An 18290-nucleotide genomic window follows, 5' to 3' on the forward strand; every position below is an offset into this window, starting at 1 on the left:
TCGCGGTTAAAGCCGGTGGTAGAACACCGGCTTTAACCGCGAACGCCGTCTCTTGCAACAGGCCTGGCGGTTACGCCTCTACCGGAGCCGGTTCCTCATACTTGGGGAAGATCGGCGCCGGTGCGGGCAAGACTGTACCGGCCACCAGGGGTGAGGTGAAGGCAGCGAACTGGCGAACGGCGTCGTCCGGGGAAGTTCCCTGGCCCAGCACCTCCAGCAGCTTCGCGGCGGCGTCGGGCATGACCGGCTGAACCAGGATCGAGACCATGCGCAGCACCTCGAGGGTCACGTACAGCACCGTTTCCATGCGGGGCACATCTGTCTTGCGCAGCACCCACGGGGCCTGGTCGGCAAAGTAGGCGTTGGTGTCGCCCAGCACATGCCAAATCTTCTCTAGTGAACCGTGGAAATCCTGTACCTGGTAGGCAGCGCGGGACTGCTCCAACAGCGCAGCGGCCGCGGCCAGGATGGCCTCATCAGCCTCGGTGAATGCGCCGGGAGTGGGCACCACGCCCTCGCAGTTCTTGGCCACCATGGACAAGGAGCGCTGGGCCAGGTTGCCCAAGTTGTTGGCAAGGTCGGAGTTCATCCGGCTCACGACGGCGTCATGGTTGTAGGAGCCGTCGGCGCCGAAGGGGACCTCGCGCAGCAGGAAGAAGCGCACCTGGTCCAGGCCGTACTGGGCAACCCAGTCGGCCGGGGCCACCACGTTGCCCAGGGATTTGGACATCTTCACGCCGTTGTTGTGGAGGAAACCGTGGATCATGACACGCTGAGGCAGTTCTAGCCCGGCGGACATCAGGAACGCGGGCCAGTAGACGGCGTGGAAACGGGAGATGTCCTTGCCGATGATGTGCACGTCGGCGGGCCAGAACTTCTGGAACGATGCCGAATCCACGTCCGGGTAGCCAATGCCGGTGAGGTAGTTGGTGAGCGCGTCAACCCACACGTACATGACGTGCTTGTCATTGCCGGGCACGGGAACGCCCCAGTCAAAGGTGGTGCGGCTGACGGACAGGTCCTCGAGGCCGCCCTTGACGAAGCTGATGACCTCGTTGAAGCGGGTACGCGGGGAGCCGAATTCGGGCTGGTCAGCGTAGAGCGCCAACAGCTTGTCCTGGTAGTTGGAGAGGCGGAAGAAGTAGCTTTCCTCTTCCGTCCAGGTCAGCTCGGTATCGGTGACCTTGGAGTAGCGCAGACCGTCTTCACGCAGTTCGGTCTCGTCCTCGCCGTAATAGGCCTCATCGCGGACGGAGTACCAGCCCTCGTACTTGCCCAAGTAAATGTCCCCGGCATCCTCCATCTTCTTCCAGATGGCCTGCGAGGCGGCGTAGTGGTCGGCGTCCGTGGTGCGGATGAACCGGTCGTAGCTGATGCCCAGGGCCGCGTGGGCTTCCTTGTAGACGGCAACGTTGCGGTCCACGAGTTCCTTGGGCGTGACGCCCTCTTTCTCAGCCGTTTGCGCGATCTTCATGCCGTGCTCATCTGTGCCGGTCAAGAACATGACGTCGTACCCGTCCAGGCGCTTGAAGCGTGCCATGGCGTCCGTGGCGATGTACTCGTAGGCGTGCCCAATGTGCGGGACACCGTTCGGGTACGTGATGGCGGTGGTCAGGTAGTAGGGCGTCTTGGCCGATTCAGTAGATGTCACCCTACGAATTTACCGTGAACCCGGCTAAAACACCGATTCGTGACCGTCCCCACGGACCATGGTGGCATGGCCCCAAAACGAACTGACCCGCAGTAGTGGTCGAAAAAACACGAAAATTCGCGATTTTTCGACCACTACTGCGGGTCAGTTGGAAAAGGAGATTAGTCCTCGAGGTCCACTTCACGGGCCATGGTGGCGCCGATTTCGGTCTTGATGGAATCCAACACAGCCTGCGGGACGGCACTGTCGACTGTCAGCAGGGACAGTGCCTGGCCGCCCTCGGTGTTGCGGGCAACCTGCATGCCGGCGATGTTGATGCCGTTCTCGCCCAGGAGACGGCCCAAGGTGCCGATAACGCCGGGGCGGTCAGCGTAAGAGATGACCAGAAGGTGATCGCTCATGGGGATTTCGAGCTCGTAGCCGTTGACTGAAACGATCTTCTGGATCTGCTTCGGACCTGTCAGGGTGCCCGAAACGGAGATCTGTGAATCGTCCGAGAGTGCGCCGCGGATGGTCAAAACGTTGCGGTAGTCAGCTGATTCCAAGGTGGTGATCAGGTGGGTCTTGATGCCGCGCTGTTCGGCCAACACCGGTGCGTTGACGTAGGAAACCTGCTCGGAGACGATGTCCTTGAAGACACCCTTCAACGCTGAGAGCTCCAAAGCCTTGACGTCCAGGGCGGCAATTTCACCGGCAATTTCAACGTCGATCTGGGTCACGGAGGCGTGGGACAGTGCGGTGAAGATGCGTCCCAGCTTCTCGATCAGCGGGATGCCGGGGCGGACCTCGGCGGCAATGACGCCGCCGGCAACGTTTACGGCGTCCGGAACGAGCTCGCCAGCCAGGGCCAGACGCACCGACTTGGCGACGGAGACGCCGGCTTTTTCCTGCGCCTCATCAGTGGAGGCACCCAGGTGCGGTGTTGCGATGACGTTGTCCAGGCCGAGGAAGTCAACGTCCGTGGCGGGCTCCTTGACGAAAACGTCAATGCCGGCACCGGCGATTTCGCCCTCACGCAAGGCAATGTTCAAGGCCGCTTCATCGATCAAGCCACCGCGGGCCACGTTGATGACGTAGGCGGTCTTCTTCATCTTCGCAAAAGCTGCGGTGCCGATCATGCCCAGGGTTTCCGGCGTGCGCGGCATGTGGATGGTGATGAAGTCCGACTGTTCCAGCAGCTCATCCAGGGTCAGAAGCTGGACGCCCAGGCTGGCCGCGCGGGCTGAGGTGACGTAGGGATCGTAAGCAACGATCTCCATGCCAAAGGCCTTGGCGCGCTCGGTGATCAAGGCGCCAATGCGGCCCAAGCCGATGATGCCCAGCTTCTTTTCCAGCAGTTCGGTGCCGGTGTACTTGGAACGCTTCCACTCGCCGTTCTTCAGCGCGGTGCTGGCGGCGGGAATGTGCCGGGCCAGGGAGAGGATGTGGCCGATGGTCAGTTCCGCGGCGGAGACAATGTTCGACGTCGGGGCGTTAACCACCATGACGCCGGCCTGCGTTGCAGCCTTGATGTCCACGTTGTCCAGCCCCACACCGGCACGTGCAATGACCTTCAAGTTCTTCGCTGCGGCAATGGCCTCGGCGTCCACCTGCGTTGCGGAGCGAACCAGGATCGCGTCGACGTCAACGATGGCAGAAAGCAGTTCGGAGCGGTTTGCCCCATCGGCATGTCGGATCTCAAAATCGGGACCCAGCGCCTCAATGGTGGCGGGCGAAAGTTCCTCAGCGAGGAGTACTACTGGCTTGGTGGCGCTCACCTGGTGACCTCTTTAGCTTTCGTTTATGTTCTTGTGGGGATTTTGGTGATGGTTCTTATGCTGATATTCCAACAGAAAAGCCGGACTCCAGTTTATGGGAGCCCGGCTTCCTCACCGTAACAATCGGCAAGTGCACCGACGCAAGCGATGCAACTCACATGTGGAGCGCTGCTTGGCTCAAGTTCGACGTCGGCTGCCGAGCCCAGGTGGGTCCGGCAGGCGACGCAAGAACTTGAAACGCAACTGCCTGTGCTAGCGGGCTACGGAGCCTTCGGTGTAGTCGTCGCTGTTGCTGATCCAGGAGAACAGTCCACGCAGTTCGCGGCCGGTGGCCTCGATGGGGTGCTCTTCGCCCTTCTTGCGCAGGGCCTTGAACTCAACGCCGCCGTTGTCCTGGTCGTTGATGAAGCGCGTTGCGAAGGCACCGCTCTGGATGTCGGCCAGGACGGCCTTCATGTTTTCCTTCACCTCGGGGGTGATGACGCGCGGGCCGGAGACGTAGTCGCCGTATTCTGCGGTGTCGGAAACGCTCCAGCGCTGCTTGGCAATGCCACCTTCCCACATGAGGTCAACGATGAGCTTGAGCTCGTGCAGGACCTCGAAGTAGGCGATTTCCGGCTTGTAGCCGGCTTCGGTCAGAACTTCGAAGCCGTACTGGACCAGCTGTGAGGTGCCGCCGCAGAGAACTGCCTGCTCGCCGAAGAGGTCGGTTTCGGTCTCTTCGGTGAAGGTGGTCTCAATGACGCCCGCACGGGTTCCGCCGATGCCCTTGGCGTAGGACAGTGCCAGTGCCTTGGCGGCACCGGTGAAGTCCTGCTCGATGGCGATCAGGTCGGGGATGCCGCGGCCGGCTTCGAATTCGCGGCGTACGGTGTGTCCCGGAGCCTTGGGGGCAACCAGGGCAACGTCGACGTCGGCCGGCGGGGTGATGTAGCCGAAGCGGATGTTGAAGCCGTGGCCGAAGAACAGGGCGTCGCCTGCGTTCAGGTTCGGGGCAATGTCCTCGGCGTAGACGAAGCGCTGCACCTGGTCCGGGGTGAGGATCATGATGACGTCGGCTTCGGCGGTTGCCTCGGCCACGTTGAGGACGCGCAGACCCTCTGCCTCTGCCTTGGCGATGGACTTGGAGCCTGCCTTGAGGCCAACGCGGACGTCGACGCCGGAATCGCGCAGGTTCAGTGCATGTGCGTGGCCCTGGCTGCCGTAGCCAATGATGGCGACCTTGCGACCCTGGATGATTGACAGGTCGGCATCGTCGTCGTAGAACATCTCGGTCACTGTGTAACTCCTTGGTAAATGGTGTGTTGCTGGTTGTGAAAAGTATTTGTTGGTGGCCCCAGGGGCCTGTGCGCTAGGAAGCGCGAAGTGCCCGGTCGCTCATGGAACGGGAACCGCGCCCAATAGCCAAGGTGCCTGATTGCACAATTTCCCGGATCCCGAAGGGTTCCAGAACATTCAGCAATGCTGCAAGCTTGTCCGCGTAGCCTGTGGCTTCAATGGTCAATGAGTCTGTGGACACATCCACCACCGAGGCCCGAAAGAGATCTGCAGCTTGGGTGACTTGCAGTCTCGTCGCGGCATCCGCACGTACCTTGACCAGGATGTGGTCCCGTTGCACGGAATTCTCTGAAACAAGTTCAACGATCTTGATGACGTTGACCAGTTTATTCAGTTGTTTGGTGACTTGTTCAATCAAGTCACCGTCGGCGTCAACCACAACTGTCATACGGGAAATCCCGGCAATCTCTGTGGGGCCAACGGCTAGGGAGTTGATGTTGAAGGCGCGGCGGGCAAACATGCTCGCAACACGTGTCAACACACCTGGTTTGTCTTCAACCAGTACGGAAAGAGTATGTCGAGTCATGTTCTAGTCCTCCTCGTCCCACACCGGGGTCATGTTCCGGGCTACCTGAATTTGGTCATTGCTGACGCCCGAGGGCACCATGGGCCACACCATTGAATCGGGGCTGACCACGAAGTCAATGATGACGGGGCGGTCATTGATGGCCAGGGCGGCCTCAATGGTGGCGTCCAGATCTTCAACACGTTCGCAGCGCAGGCCAACACAGTCGTATGCCTCGGCCAGTTTCACGAAGTCCGGAACCCGGATGGTGTCGTGGCCCGTGTTCAGGTCGGTGTTGGAGTATCGGCTGTTGTAAAACAGTGTCTGCCACTGGCGAACCATGCCCAGGGAAGAGTTGTTGATGATGGCAACCTTGATGGGGATGTTGTTGATGCGGCAGGTGGCCAGCTCCTGGTTGGTCATCTGGAAGCAACCGTCGCCGTCGATCGCCCACACAACACGGTCCGGGTCGCCCACCTTGGCACCCATGGCCGCGGGAACCGAGTAACCCATGGTGCCGGCACCGCCGGAGTTCAGCCACGCCCGGGGACGCTCGTACTTGATGAACTGGGCCGCCCACATCTGGTGCTGGCCAACGCCCGCGGTGTAAACGGCTTCGGGTCCTGTCAGGGCCCCGATGCGGGAGATGACGCGCTGCGGAGACATGAGCCCGTCTTCGGGTTCGGTCCAGCCCAGCGGGTAGGTGTCGCGCAGGTTGCCCAGGAACGCCCACCAGTCACCGAGGTCCGGCGCGCCGGAGGCATCGAACTCCGCCTTCACGGCAGCGCTCAGGTCCGGAATGATCTCCTTGACCGAGCCAACAATGGGAACATCTGCTGTGCGGTTCTTGGAAATTTCTGCCGGGTCAATATCGGCGTGAATGACCTTGGCGTGCGGTGCAAAGCTGCTCAGCACACCAGTGACGCGGTCATCGAAGCGTGCACCTAGGGTGATGAGCAGGTCCGACTGCTGCAGGGCTGTGACGGCGGAAACGGTGCCGTGCATGCCAGGCATGCCAACGTGCAGCGGGTGCGAATCGGGGAATACGCCCCGGGCCATCAAGGTGGTCACAACGGGGGCACCCGTCAGTTCCGCCAGAACCATCAGTTCCGCAGCTGCATTGCCCTTGACAACGCCGCCGCCCACATAAAGAACAGGCTTTTTGGCTTCGCGGATCAGGCGGGCCGCTTCACGCAGCTGCTTGGAATGGCCGCGGAATACGGGGCGGTAGCCGGGCAGGTCAATGACCGGCGGCCAGGAAAAGGTCATCTGCCCCACCTGGGCGTCCTTGGCGACATCCACCAGGACGGGGCCCGGGCGGCCGGTGGAGGCGAGGTGGAATGCCTCGGCCAGCACGCGGGGGATGTCGTTGGGGTCGGTCACCAGGAACGAATGCTTGGTGATGGGCATGGTGATGCCCACAATGTCCGCTTCCTGGAACGCATCCGTGCCAATCACGGCACTGGAAACCTGGCCCGTGATGGCCACCAGGGGCACCGAGTCCATGTGGGCATCCATGATGGGCGTAACCAAGTTCGTGGCACCGGGGCCGGACGTTGCAATGCACACGCCAACACCGCCGGTGACCATTGCGTAGCCCTGGGCGGCATGGCCGGCGCCTTGTTCGTGGCGCACCAGAATGTGATTGAGAGAGGAAGCCATGAGCGGGTCATAGGTGGGAAGAATGGCACCACCGGGAAGACCAAAAATGTCCTTGACGCCAAGCTCTTCAAGCGAACGCACAATGGCCTCGGAACCGGACATCTGAATGGGAGCCACAACGTTGTTGGGACCCACGACGGCGGAGACTGGGCCAACGGTGCTGGCGGCACCTGAGACGGGGCTAGCTTGCGTACCGTGTCCGGAGGACTTGGCTGCCATCAGCGCTGGGCTGGCGGGCGTTCCTTTACTCATCGGTTCTTCCTTTGGGGAACTCATGTTTCTTAGGTAAGTCTTCTTCAGCTGCGTGGAAAATCTGGATGGTTCACGCAGTAGTACGAGTTGCCGCTGGTGGTGGAAACAAAAAAACCCCTCAGCCCATGAGGCTCTCATCGAGGGGTATGCACGTGTTGCGACGCTCTCTCATTGGAGAATCGCAGGGCCATGACCATGGGTGCGGTCATTTTGCGTCACGCGCTAACGTATGACGACTGGGAGCTTTCGTTGCATATGTGTAGTCTCCCGTTTTCAGCTCTTAAGTGTCAAACGAGCCGCGCGGGCATCTCACTATTTGGACACTGTGTCCACAGTTTGGTCAGGGCGCGGAATGGCGGGGTTGTTGGGCCCAAGGGAACAGTCCGCTCACGCTGCTCCCACCGGGAATTTCCGCTGCGTTGACGGCATTAGCCGCAATATGCGCCGGTTGAGGCACTGTTGACCAATTTGGCGTACTTGGCCAGAACGCCCGTGGTGAATTTGGGCGGCAACGGCTCCCAGCCAATCCGCCGCGCGTCCAGCTCCGCCTCGTCGACCAGAAGGTCAAAGCTGCGCGCTGCAATGTCCACGCGGATTGTGTCCCCGTCGCGCACCAAGGCGATGGGGCCGCCGTCGACAGCTTCAGGGGCGACGTGGCCAATGCACAGCCCGGTGGTGCCGCCGGAGAAGCGCCCGTCGGTCAGCAGCAGCACATCCTTGCCCAGGCCGGCCCCCTTGATGGCGCCGGTAATGGCGAGCATCTCGCGCATGCCGGGGCCGCCCTTGGGGCCTTCGTAGCGGATCACCACCACATCCCCCGCATGGATTTGCCCCTTATCCAGGGCATCGAGAGCGCCCTGTTCACGCTCGAACACCCGCGCGGTGCCTTCAAACACGTCCAAATCAAAACCTGCGCTTTTGACCACGGCGCCTTCCGGGGCCATGGAACCGTGCAAGATGGTGATCCCGCCGGTCTTGTGGATGGGATTGTCCATGGCGCGCAGGACCTTGCCATCGGGATCCGGCGGGTTGATGTCGGCCAGGTTCTCGGCCACCGTCTTTCCCGTCACGGTGAGGCAGTCGCCGTGGATGAGTCCGGCGTCGAGCAGGGCCTTCATAATGACAGGCACTCCCCCGATCTTGTCCACGTCGAACATGACATAGCGGCCAAACGGCTTCAGGTCGCCCAGGTGCGGGACCCTGTCGCCGATCCTGTTGAAGTCGGCAAGGGTCAACTCGACATTGGCCTCGCGGGCTATGGCGAGCAGGTGCAGCACGGCGTTGGTGGAGCCGCCGAAGGCCATGGTGACGGCAATGGCATTCTCGAACGCCTTCTTGGTCATGATGTCGCGGGCGCGGATCCCCTGCTTGAGGAGATTCACCACGGCCATTCCGGACTGGCGGGCAAACATGTCACGACGCCTGTCAGCACTGGGCGGGGCAGCCGAGCCGGGCAGGGACATGCCCAGGGCCTCGCCGATGCACGCCATGGTGTTGGCCGTGTACATGCCACCGCAGGCACCTTCACCCGGGCAGATGGCCCGCTCAATGGAGTCAAGGTCCTTCAGGCTCATCTTGCCGGCGGCGCAGGCACCCACGGCCTCGAAGGCGTCAATCAGGGTGACTTCCTTCTCCGTGCCGTCCTCCAGCTTGGCGAAGCCGGGCATGATGGAGCCGGCGTACAAGAACACGCTGGCTAGATTCAGCCGGGCGGCCGCCATGAGCATCCCGGGCAGGGACTTGTCGCAGCCGGCCAGCAGCACCGAACCATCAAGACGCTCGGCCATCATGACGGTTTCCACTGAATCGGCGATCACCTCCCGAGAGACCAGCGAGAAGTGCATACCCTCGTGGCCCATGGAAATGCCGTCGGAGACGGAGATGGTGCCAAACTGCATGGGGAAGCCGTCGGCGGCGAACACGCCCTCTTTGGCGCCCTGGGCCAAACGGTTCAGGGAGAGGTTGCACGGGGTGATCTCATTCCACGAACTCGCCACACCAATCTGCGGTTTCCTAAAGTCGTCATCCCCCATGCCCACCGCGCGGAACATGCCGCGTGAGGGTGCCGCGTGTATGCCGTCGGTGACAACCCGGCTGCGCGGCTTGATGTCCGGGCGCCCGTCTGCTGTTCGGACGACGTCGTCTGCTGGCTCTACTGAATTGCTCTCGGCACTCATGGTGGCAGTCTATGACCGAAACGTGAGCTGAGCCACTCCCCTGCGAGACTCATCTAAAGTGCTCGCGAAAGGGGTGCGTGCCGCATTTGCGGGATGCTCGCGAAATCTCTTGCGAATGCCCCAGGCGGCTTTGCCCCTGCGCGCTGCCAGCCGCTTGGCTTGCGCAGGAATGACAGCGGCGCAGTGCCAGCACCCCCGCGTGCGCATAGCCGAAGTTAACTTTGGTCATGCGCACGCCGCGGTGCTGGCGCTGCGCATTATGCGCAGCTGAAGGCCCGGGCAGCGGCCACGACAAGCCACACAGCAATGAATTCGCGAGCAACTTGCGATGACGCACCACGCTCCCCTGCGGCGTGCAGCTGCGGCACTTGAGAATAAAATTTAATGAATTTTTGCGGCAGGAACCGCGAGAATCCGGGGAAGTTACCGGATCTTTTGGTGAGCTGCGGCCCAAAATGGGCAAAATTGGACATTTCGATTTCACACTTGCCCAAAAAAGCCGTATAGTTTCATGTCGTTGCGAGGAACACGACGGAAACAATCCGAATTGCTTCCCAGCAGCGAAGAGATGCACCTCTAGCTCAATTGGCAGAGCAATTGACTCTTAATCAATGGGTTTCCGGTTCAAGTCCGGAGGGGTGCACGGGTAAAACCGCTCCGACACTGGTAACAACCGGTGTCGGTGCGGTTTTTTACTGCGAAGCAGTTCTTGCTGCTGATAACCAAATACGCACCTCTAGCTCAATTGGCAGAGCAATTGACTCTTAATCAATGGGTTTCCGGTTCAAGTCCGGAGGGGTGCACGGGTAAAACCGCTCCGACACTGGTAACAACCGGTGTCGGTGCGGTTTTTTACTGCGAAGCAGTTCTTGCTGCTGATAACCAAATACGCACCTCTAGCTCAATTGGCAGAGCAATTGACTCTTAATCAATGGGTTTCCGGTTCAAGTCCGGAGGGGTGCACGGGTAAAGCCGCTCCGAAACTGGTAACAACCGGTGTCGGAGCGGCTTTTTTATTGCCCGGTCTCAGGACATCTCAGGACAGATTGGCGCGGGCCTGTTGCACCAGCTCAAGGCTCGTGATATCCCAATCCGCGGTTCCACTGCAGTCTCCTGGCAGGCTCCCGTGGATCCTGCCAACTCCGGCCGCATCAACGGGCCCGCCATCGCGTCGGTGGATACCAGTACCCGTACAGACCTGTATGCCGGGGCAATTGACTGACACCCTGCCCTGCCAACATCGAGAAGAACGACGTCCGACGCCGGTCACCCAGCTGGGCTGGCCGGCGTCGGCCTTCACGTCAACCCATTAGGCTGGAGCGAGTGCCCAAAACTATTTCCCCGGCTTTCGCCACCAGGCGGTGCGGCGGGGCGAACCAGGAGTATTCAATGACTGAGCGTCTAGTCCCCGGCGACCCCGCCCCCAGCTTCACCCTGCCCAATGCTGAAGGCGGCGCAACATCACTGTCTGACTTCTCGGGGCGCCAGGTGGTTTTGTACTTTTACCCCGCAGCCATGACACCAGGTTGCGCCAAGCAGGCCTGCGATTTCCGCGATAATTTGGCGTCGCTACAGGCCGCAGGCTACGCGGTGGTGGGCGTCTCCCCCGATCCGGTGGAAAAACTGGCCCGCTTTGCAGCAAAGGAGGGCCTCACCTTCCCGCTCTTGAGCGATCTGGACCACTCGGTGGCGGAGGCCTACGCCGCCTGGGGTGAGAAGAAGAACTACGGAAAGACCTACCAGGGCCTGATCCGTTCAACCCTTGTCATTGATGGTGAGGGAAAAGTGGCGCTGGCCCAATACAACGTCCGGGCAACCGGCCATGTTGCCAAACTTCACCGGGATCTGGGCCTCGCCGTGGCCGCCTAGGTCTAGCTCCCCAGCCGCTCCCCAGGGTCAGCGCCCACGCAAAGGCCCCGCCGATTTTCATCAGCGGGGCCTTTATTGGTGCGCAAGAGGGGACTTGAACCCCTACGCCCGAAGGCACAGGTACCTAAAACCTGCGTGTCTACCAATTCCACCACTCGCGCGGGTGCATTGAAGCATGAACAATACTACCGGTTCCTGCCAGTGCTCCTGACCACCCTTGCGGCCCTTCCAAGGAACCGTCCAGTAACTCACACTATGATGAGTGGCTGATGGAATAATCGTGCTGCAAGGAGAACTCGAACGTGCCAAGCCCTTCCGGCCCCCAGCACAAGGATGCAACAGTGAAGGTTCCCTGGCGCACAGCCACTGGGCGCAAGCCACGCCAGAGTGCCCAACCACAGCGTGCCTTCAGCCGGGGCACCGTGGCCCTGGCCGCCGTCGTCCTTCTTGCGCTTTCCGCCTGCACGGCTGCTCCCGTGCCCGGCCCCTCAGCCCCGGCATCGGCCACTGCCACCGCTGCTGCTGCCACGACATTTAACTTTGGTGTTGGCTCGGATCCCCTGGGTTTTGACCCGGCACTGGTGGAGGACACGGAGTCGTACAGGGTGACGCGGCAGGTTCTTGAGGGCTTGCTGACCATTGACCCCGTGACGGGCGCCCCGGCACCCAGCCTGGCCACCAGCTGGCAGGAGCTCGATGACGGCTTGGCGTACACCTTTGAGCTGCGCCCTGGGGTCAAATTTCACGACGGCACAGCCTTCGACGCCCAAGCGGTGTGCACCAACTTTGAGCGCTGGTACTCCATGTCGGCCGCGACCCGAGGTGACGGCTCGGCCTCCATGTTCAAGCAGGTTTTCCGCGGCTTCAAGGACGATGCTGCGAACTCGCTCTACAAGGGCTGCACCGTGGACGGGCCCTTGAAGGTGACCCTGGGGCTGAACATTCGGTTGACGGGCTTCCTGCAGGCGTTGACCCTGCCAGCCTTCGCCATCTCCTCACCCACGGCCCTGGCCAAGGGAACTGCGGATGTTTTGGACCAGACTTATGCCGCTAACAAGGTGTCACGATACGCGTTGCACCCCGTGGGCACCGGACCCTTCACCTTCACCCAGGCCGGCGCCGGCACCGTGACCATGAATGCCAATGCCGGATACTGGGGCGAAAAGGGCCAAATCACCACACTGAATTTCAGAACCTTCGACCAGCCCGCCACCCGCTTGGCCGCTTTGGAGGACGGTTCGCTAGACGGCTTTGACCCGGTGACGCCCAGCAATTTAGATAAACTCATCAAAAGTGGCAAGCAAGTTCTCCAACGTGACCCCTTCTCCGTCATGTACTTAGGGATCAATCAGAAGGTTCCTGTTCTGGCCGATCAAAAGGTGCGAGAAGCCATCGCCGCGGCCATCGACAAGACAACCCTCGTCAACAACTACTTTATTGCCGGCACCGCCACCACCGCCCAGTTCATCCCACCGAAACTGAGCGGCTTCAACAACAAAGTTCCTGGGATCCTCTACGATCAGGCCAAGGCCAAGACCCTGCTGGCCGAATCCTCCTATAAGGGCGAAGAGCTGAAGTTTTATTACCCCACAAATTCGTCCAGGACCTACCTTCCCTCCCCGGAAAAGGTGTACGCCAGCATTGCCGCCGAGCTCACGGCCGTTGGATTCAACATCAAGCCCGTTCCCGTGCCGTGGAGCGATGGTTACGTGACTGCTGTGACCCAAGACGGCGACCACGCGCTGAGTCTGTTGGGCTGGAATGGCAGCTACGCGGATCCGGACAACTTTGTGGGTCCCCTTTTCGGCTCCCCTGGCGCCGAGCTTGGTCTGGATGATCCCCAGCTGGTCTCCAAAATCACCCGCGCACGCAGCATGCCCAACGGGCCTGACCGCGTTGCCGCGTACGAATCCATCAGCAAGCAGCTGGCCGCAACGGTTCCTGCCGTGCCGATCGCCTTCCCCATCTCAGCCATTGCACTGTCTGACAAAGTGGTCTCCTACCCGCTCAGCCCGGTCTTAAATGAGGTCTTCAACCACGTGGTGCTGGCGCCAAAAACGGGCTGATGACGCTGGGGTGCCGGCTAGCCCCATTGTGTGGATTTAGGCATGACGCACGTACCGCGATACGCTTCTACCGCTAGGAAGAGCCTCTACCGGAGTTGACTGTGACCTTCATTTCGAACACCAAAGACGCTGACGTTGTTCTCATCGGAGGCGGCATCATGAGCGCCACGCTGGGCACCATGCTCAAGCAACTCGAACCAAACTGGAAGATTGTGCTGTTTGAACAGCTTGATACTCCGGGATTGGAATCATCGAGCCCCTGGAATAACGCCGGTACCGGCCACTCCGCGCTCTGTGAGCTTAACTACTCACCGGCGGCCGCCGACGGTTCGGTAAACCCGGCCAAGGCCATCAACATCAACGAGCAGTTCCAGCTCTCACGCCAGTTCTGGGCGCACCTGGTCGACGAATCGCTGATTGGCTCCCCCAAGGGCTTCATCAACACGGTTCCGCACATGAGCTTCGTCATTGGCGAAGCCCACAGGAAGTTCCTCAAGGCCCGGCACGAGGCTCTCAAGCCGAACCCTGTCTTTGCCTCCATGGAGTACAGCGAAGACCCGGCAACCATCGCCAAGTGGGCTCCGCTGGTGATGAAGGGCCGCGACCCGCAGGAAAAAGTTTCAGCCACCCGTGCCGCCGAAGGCACCGACGTGGACTTTGGCGCCTTGACCCGTGAGCTGATCGGCTACATGGACACCAACGGCGTCGAAGTGAACTACGGCACCACCGTCACGGACCTGGAACGCACCACCGACGGCGGCTGGGACGTATCTCTCAAGCACCCCGCCTCCGGTGAGTACGGCAAGGTAAAGGCCAAGTTTGTCTTCATCGGCTCAGGCGGCGGCGCCCTGCACCTGCTCCAGCGCTCGGGCATCCCCGAGGGCAAGGGCTTTGGCGGATTCCCGGTTTCGGGCCAGTTCTTCCGTTGCACGGACCAGAAGATTGCCGCCAAGCACAGCGCCAAGGTGTACGGCCAGGCCTCAGTGGGCGCCCCACCCATGTCGGTGCCCCACCTGGACACCCGCTACGTTGACGGCCAGCGTTCACTGCTGTTCGGCCCGTACGGCGGCTTCTCCACGAAGTACCTCAAGACCGGCAGCTACCTGGACCTCCCCGGCTCCATCCGCCCCAACAACATCATCCCCATGCTGGCTGTTGGCAAGGACAACCTGGACCTGGTCAAGTACTTGGTCAGCGAAGTGACAAAGTCCCGCAGCGGCAAGGTTGACGCGCTCCACGAGTACTTCCCCGACGCCGAGGGCAAGGACTGGGAGCTCATCACTGCTGGCCAGCGCGTGCAGATCATCAAGAAGGATGCCAAAAAAGGCGGCGTGCTGCAGTTCGGCACCGAAGTCATCACGGCGGCCGATGGAACCATCTCGGCCCTGCTGGGTGCCTCCCCGGGCGCCTCCACCGCTGTCCCCATTATGCTTGAGCTGTTGCAGCGTTGTTTCCCACGCAAGTTCAAGCTTGAATGGCAGGAATCCTTGCGTGGCATGATGCCCACCTATGGCACCAAACTCAACGATGACGCGGATCTTTTTGAAAAGAGCCTGGCCGCCACGGCAGCTTCTTTGCAGTTGAAGACGGAAAAAGCCTAAAGTTCCCTCGCAGTGCCGGGTGGAACCGGCATGACGGCGTGGGAGCGTGCTGATGTTTAGTTTGGCAAAAATGTCCTTGGGCAACCGGGCGTTGATTGCCCTGATCACCATCTTTGCGGTGGTTTTCGGGGTCATCACGCTCGGTTCGCTGAAGCAGGAACTGATCCCCAGCATCGAATTCCCGCAGATCACTGTTGTCTCGGCCATGCCCGGCGCGTCCCCTGCTGTGATCGACAAGCAAGTCAGCGAACCCCTCGAAGCCGCGCTGAACGCGGTGGAGGGGCTGGAATCGAGCATATCCACCTCGCGCAGCGGCGTTTCCACCATCAATCTGGCCTTCGCCTACGGCACCAACCTTGACCGGGCCCGGAACCAGATTGATCGGGCCATCTCCAATGTCAGCCAGCGACTGCCTGAAGGCGTCCAGCCGCAGCCCATCGCCGGCAGCATCGCGGACTTCCCCATCGTCTTCCTGGCCGTTTCCTCCGATCAGGATCTGGCAGCCCTGAACACTGACCTGCAACGCGTTGCCGTGCCCAAGCTTTTGAAGATCGACGGCGTGCGCGGCGCCGATCTGAGCGGCGCCAACTCCCAGCACATTGCCATTCTGCCGGACCCGGCCAAAATGGCCGCCGCTGGTGTCAACCCCGGCTCCATCGCCAAGGCCCTGAGCAATAACGGCAGCCTGGTTCCCGTGGGCTCCTTGAGCACCGACACCCTAACCCTGCCCATCCAGGCCGGCAGCCCGGTGGACTCCCTCGACGCCGTCAAGGCACTGCCACTGGCAAGCACGCCCGTTCCCGGCGCCGCGCAATCGGGCACTCCCCCCACCATCGCCTCCGTTGCCAGCGTTGCCCTGGCCGATGACCCCACCACCTCCATCACACGCACCAACGGCCAACCCACGCTGGCACTGTCCATCACCAAAAAACCTGCCGCAGACACCGTTTCCCTGTCCCGGCAAATCAACGAAGAACTGCCCGGCCTGGCCGCCTCGCTGGGCAATAACACCACGTTCACAACAGTCCTGGACCAGGCCCCCTTCATCGAAAAATCCATCCACGACCTCACGGTGGAGGGTTTGCTGGGACTGGGGTTCGCCGTCGTCATCATCCTGATTTTCCTCATGTCGGTGCGCTCTACGCTTGTCACAGCCATCTCCATCCCGCTCTCACTGCTGGTGACGTTCATTGGGCTGTGGGTCACGGGATATTCGCTGAACATTCTCACCCTGGGCGCGCTCACCATTGCCATCGGGCGGGTGGTGGACGACTCCATTGTGGTGATCGAGAACATCAAGCGGCACCTCAGCTACGGCGAAGACAAGAAGACAGCCATTCTGGCCGCCATTCGCGAGGTTGCGGCAGCCATCACCGCCTCCACACTGACCACCGTGGCAGTGTTCTTGCCCATTGCGTTCGTGGGCAGCCTGGCCGGGGAGCTCTTCCGGCCGTTCGCACTCACTGTCACCTTCGCCCTGCTGGCCTCGCTGCTGGTCTCGCTGACCATTGTTCCTGTGCTGGCGTATTGGTTCCTGAAGTCGCCGGGCGCTGCTGATCACACCTCCGCGGACGACGCCGGAACTCCCTTGAGCGGGAAGGCGCTGCTGAGCGCTGTGGAGGAGAAGGAACGTTCATCCTGGCTTCAGCGCGGCTACCTGCCCCTTCTGGCCAAGACGCAAAAGCACCCCGTGGTCACGTTGCTAGCCGGCGGCATAGTGCTGGCGGCAACCCTTGCCATGACGCCGCTGCTGCCCACCAATTTGCTCGGCAATACGGGCCAGAACAGTTTGAGCATTCAGCAGGACATGCCGCCGGGAACCAGCCTGGCGGTCACCGACCAAGCCTCGCAGAAGGTGGAGTCGGTGCTGCGCGGCATTGACGGCGTCACCGACGTCCAGGTGACAGTGGGCAACGGCTCCGGTGGTTTCTCCGCCCTGCTGTCAACAGGGGCCTCAAGCGCCGCGTTCCAGGTCATCACCGATCCCGATGCCGATCAGGTCGAACTGCAGGCAACCGTCGTGGCAGCCATCGACGGCATCAAGGACGCCGGCACCATCAGCCTGGGCTCCCAGGGCGGCGGCTTCGGCACCTCAAACTCAGTGGACATCACCGTCAAGGCCACCACGGGTGCCGAACTGCAAGAAGCCAGCGACCTGTTGGTCAAGGCCTTGGCAGGGGTGCCCGGCTCGCAGTCCGTGGACAGCAACCTCAGTGGATCCCAGCCAGTGGTGCAGGTCAGTGTTGACAGGGCCAAGGCTGTTGCCGCCGGCTTGGATGAAACGCAGATCACCGGCCTGCTCGCCGCCACAGTCAGCCCCATCCCGGGCGGCACAGTGCGCATCGACACCACCGACTACAAGGTCCAAATTGGTGTAGGCACCAAGTTTGATTCCGTGACGGCACTTGCTGCCGCCCAACTCCTCACAGCTGGCGGGCCCGTTCCGCTCTCCGCCGTGGCCACCGTGGCGGAAGTTCAAGCCCCACTGACCATCACCTCCGCCAACGGCCAGCGCACGGCCACAGTTTCCGTAACTCCCGAGGGAGACTCTCTGGGGTCCCTGAGTGCTGAGGTGCAAAAGCGCCTGGATGCCACCAGCCTGCCGGCAGGGGTCATCGCCAGCATTGGCGGTGCCGCAACACAGCTCAACGATTCCTTCTCCCAGCTGGGGCTGGCCATGCTGGCAGCGATCGCCATTGTCTACGTCATCATGGTGGCCACCTTCAAGTCACTGATTCAGCCACTGATCCTGTTGGTCTCCATCCCCTTTGCTGCCACCGGAGCCATTGGCTTGCTGCTCATCACTCGGGTGCCGCTGGGCTTGCCGTCGCTCATCGGCATGCTGATGCTGGTGGGAATTGTTGTCACCAACGCCATTGTGCTCATCGATCTGATCAACCAGTACAGGCAGCCCTCCGGGGACAGACCCGCCATGAACGTGGCCGACGCCATTGAACACGGTGCCCGCCAGCGCCTGCGCCCCATCCTCATGACAGCGCTGGCCACCATCTTTGCCCTCACGCCCATGGCGTTGGGTCTGACAGGCGGCGGCGGCTTTATTTCGCAGCCCCTGGCCATTGTGGTGGTGGGTGGCTTGATCTCCTCGACGGCGTTGACGCTCATTCTGGTGCCGGTGCTGTACCGCCTGGTGGAGGGCCGCAAGGAACGCAACGACCTCATCAAGGCACTCAAGGTGGTCCACAAGCCGGATCACGGCGGCGGTGCGGCAGCCGCCACTGGAACGATGTCACCCATGGACTCCAGTGCCGCGTTCCAAGACTGGACCACAGGAGCCATACCCAAGGTCCGCGGCCGCCGCGCCGCCGACTAAACCCACGGCCGGCAAGCCGCCGATCGGCATGACTGCGGTTGACCGGCTTGTCGACGGTTTCTGAACCGCAGACAAGCCGGG

At 61.4% G+C, this 18290-nt stretch carries 11 protein-coding genes and 4 tRNA genes; 7 read left to right on the top strand and 8 right to left on the bottom strand.

The window, feature by feature from the left end:
* Positions 1 to 70: 70 nt before the first annotated feature.
* The 7 genes from metG to CVS27_RS04165 all read right to left on the bottom strand — a co-directional run bounded on the left by metG (position 71) and on the right by CVS27_RS04165 (position 9815).
* Positions 71 to 1651 (bottom strand): methionine--tRNA ligase, encoded by a 1581-nt coding sequence (gene metG, locus CVS27_RS04135; RefSeq protein ID WP_103464482.1) that lies wholly within the window; start codon positions 1649 to 1651, stop codon positions 71 to 73.
* 161 nt (positions 1652 to 1812) lie between these two features.
* A complete protein-coding gene (gene serA, locus CVS27_RS04140) occupies positions 1813 to 3408 on the bottom strand; it encodes a phosphoglycerate dehydrogenase (RefSeq protein ID WP_103464483.1) in 1596 nt (531 codons plus the stop codon).
* Between the two features lie 252 nt (positions 3409 to 3660).
* Positions 3661 to 4686 (bottom strand): ketol-acid reductoisomerase, encoded by a 1026-nt coding sequence (gene ilvC, locus CVS27_RS04145; RefSeq protein WP_103464484.1) that lies wholly within the window; start codon positions 4684 to 4686, stop codon positions 3661 to 3663.
* Between the two features lie 73 nt (positions 4687 to 4759).
* Positions 4760 to 5272 (bottom strand): acetolactate synthase small subunit, encoded by a 513-nt coding sequence (gene ilvN, locus CVS27_RS04150; RefSeq protein WP_103464485.1) that lies wholly within the window; start codon positions 5270 to 5272, stop codon positions 4760 to 4762.
* A 3-nt stretch (positions 5273 to 5275) separates the two neighbouring features.
* The gene (locus CVS27_RS04155) at positions 5276 to 7165 is read right to left on the bottom strand and encodes an acetolactate synthase large subunit (protein ID WP_103464486.1); all 1890 of its coding nucleotides are present in this window, start codon (positions 7163 to 7165) and stop codon (positions 5276 to 5278) included.
* Between the two features lie 428 nt (positions 7166 to 7593).
* A complete protein-coding gene (ilvD, locus tag CVS27_RS04160; RefSeq protein ID WP_103464487.1) occupies positions 7594 to 9342 on the bottom strand; it encodes a dihydroxy-acid dehydratase in 1749 nt (582 codons plus the stop codon).
* A gap of 257 nt (positions 9343 to 9599) precedes the next feature.
* Entirely contained in the window at positions 9600 to 9815 is a 216-nt protein-coding gene (locus tag CVS27_RS04165; RefSeq protein WP_133162872.1) for a hypothetical protein, read from the bottom strand.
* A 97-nt stretch (positions 9816 to 9912) separates the two neighbouring features.
* Between CVS27_RS04165 and CVS27_RS04170 the strand changes: the two genes are divergently transcribed.
* From CVS27_RS04170 to bcp, 4 genes are all read left to right on the top strand, one after another.
* Positions 9913 to 9985 (top strand) — tRNA-Lys (locus CVS27_RS04170).
* Positions 9986 to 10072: 87 nt separating this feature from the next.
* Positions 10073 to 10145 (top strand) — tRNA-Lys (locus CVS27_RS04175).
* A gap of 87 nt (positions 10146 to 10232) precedes the next feature.
* Positions 10233 to 10305 (top strand) — tRNA-Lys (locus CVS27_RS04180).
* Positions 10306 to 10731: 426 nt separating this feature from the next.
* Entirely contained in the window at positions 10732 to 11211 is a 480-nt protein-coding gene (bcp, locus tag CVS27_RS04185; RefSeq protein WP_103464489.1) for a thioredoxin-dependent thiol peroxidase, read from the top strand.
* Positions 11212 to 11287: 76 nt separating this feature from the next.
* Here the strand turns inward: bcp and CVS27_RS04190 are convergent.
* Positions 11288 to 11372 (bottom strand) — tRNA-Leu (locus tag CVS27_RS04190).
* Between the two features lie 141 nt (positions 11373 to 11513).
* Here CVS27_RS04190 and CVS27_RS04195 point away from each other — a divergent pair.
* From CVS27_RS04195 to CVS27_RS04205, 3 genes are all read left to right on the top strand, one after another.
* Entirely contained in the window at positions 11514 to 13277 is a 1764-nt protein-coding gene (locus CVS27_RS04195; RefSeq protein ID WP_306418475.1) for an ABC transporter substrate-binding protein, read from the top strand.
* Positions 13278 to 13378: 101 nt separating this feature from the next.
* Positions 13379 to 14878: a malate:quinone oxidoreductase gene (locus CVS27_RS04200; RefSeq protein ID WP_103464738.1), complete on the top strand. Its 1500-nt coding sequence runs from the start codon at positions 13379 to 13381 to the stop codon at positions 14876 to 14878.
* 52 nt (positions 14879 to 14930) lie between these two features.
* Positions 14931 to 18209, top strand: a complete 3279-nt coding sequence (locus tag CVS27_RS04205; protein WP_103464490.1) for an efflux RND transporter permease subunit — start codon at positions 14931 to 14933, stop codon at positions 18207 to 18209.
* Positions 18210 to 18290: the final 81 nt, after the last annotated feature.

It is taken from the genome of Arthrobacter glacialis (assembly GCF_002909445.1).
Classification (GTDB): Bacteria; Actinomycetota; Actinomycetes; order Actinomycetales; family Micrococcaceae; genus Specibacter; species Specibacter glacialis.

Coding starts and splice junctions, on each gene's coding strand:
- ilvN (WP_103464485.1), bottom strand. CDS start 5,272: ATGACTCGACATACTCTTTCCGTACTGGTTGAAGACAAACCAGGTGTG.
- CVS27_RS04155 (WP_103464486.1), bottom strand. CDS start 7,165: ATGAGTAAAGGAACGCCCGCCAGCCCAGCGCTGATGGCAGCCAAGTCC.
- ilvD (WP_103464487.1), bottom strand. CDS start 9,342: ATGAGTGCCGAGAGCAATTCAGTAGAGCCAGCAGACGACGTCGTCCGA.
- CVS27_RS04165 (WP_133162872.1), bottom strand. CDS start 9,815: ATGTCCAATTTTGCCCATTTTGGGCCGCAGCTCACCAAAAGATCCGGT.
- bcp (WP_103464489.1), top strand. CDS start 10,732: ATGACTGAGCGTCTAGTCCCCGGCGACCCCGCCCCCAGCTTCACCCTG.
- CVS27_RS04205 (WP_103464490.1), top strand. CDS start 14,931: ATGTTTAGTTTGGCAAAAATGTCCTTGGGCAACCGGGCGTTGATTGCC.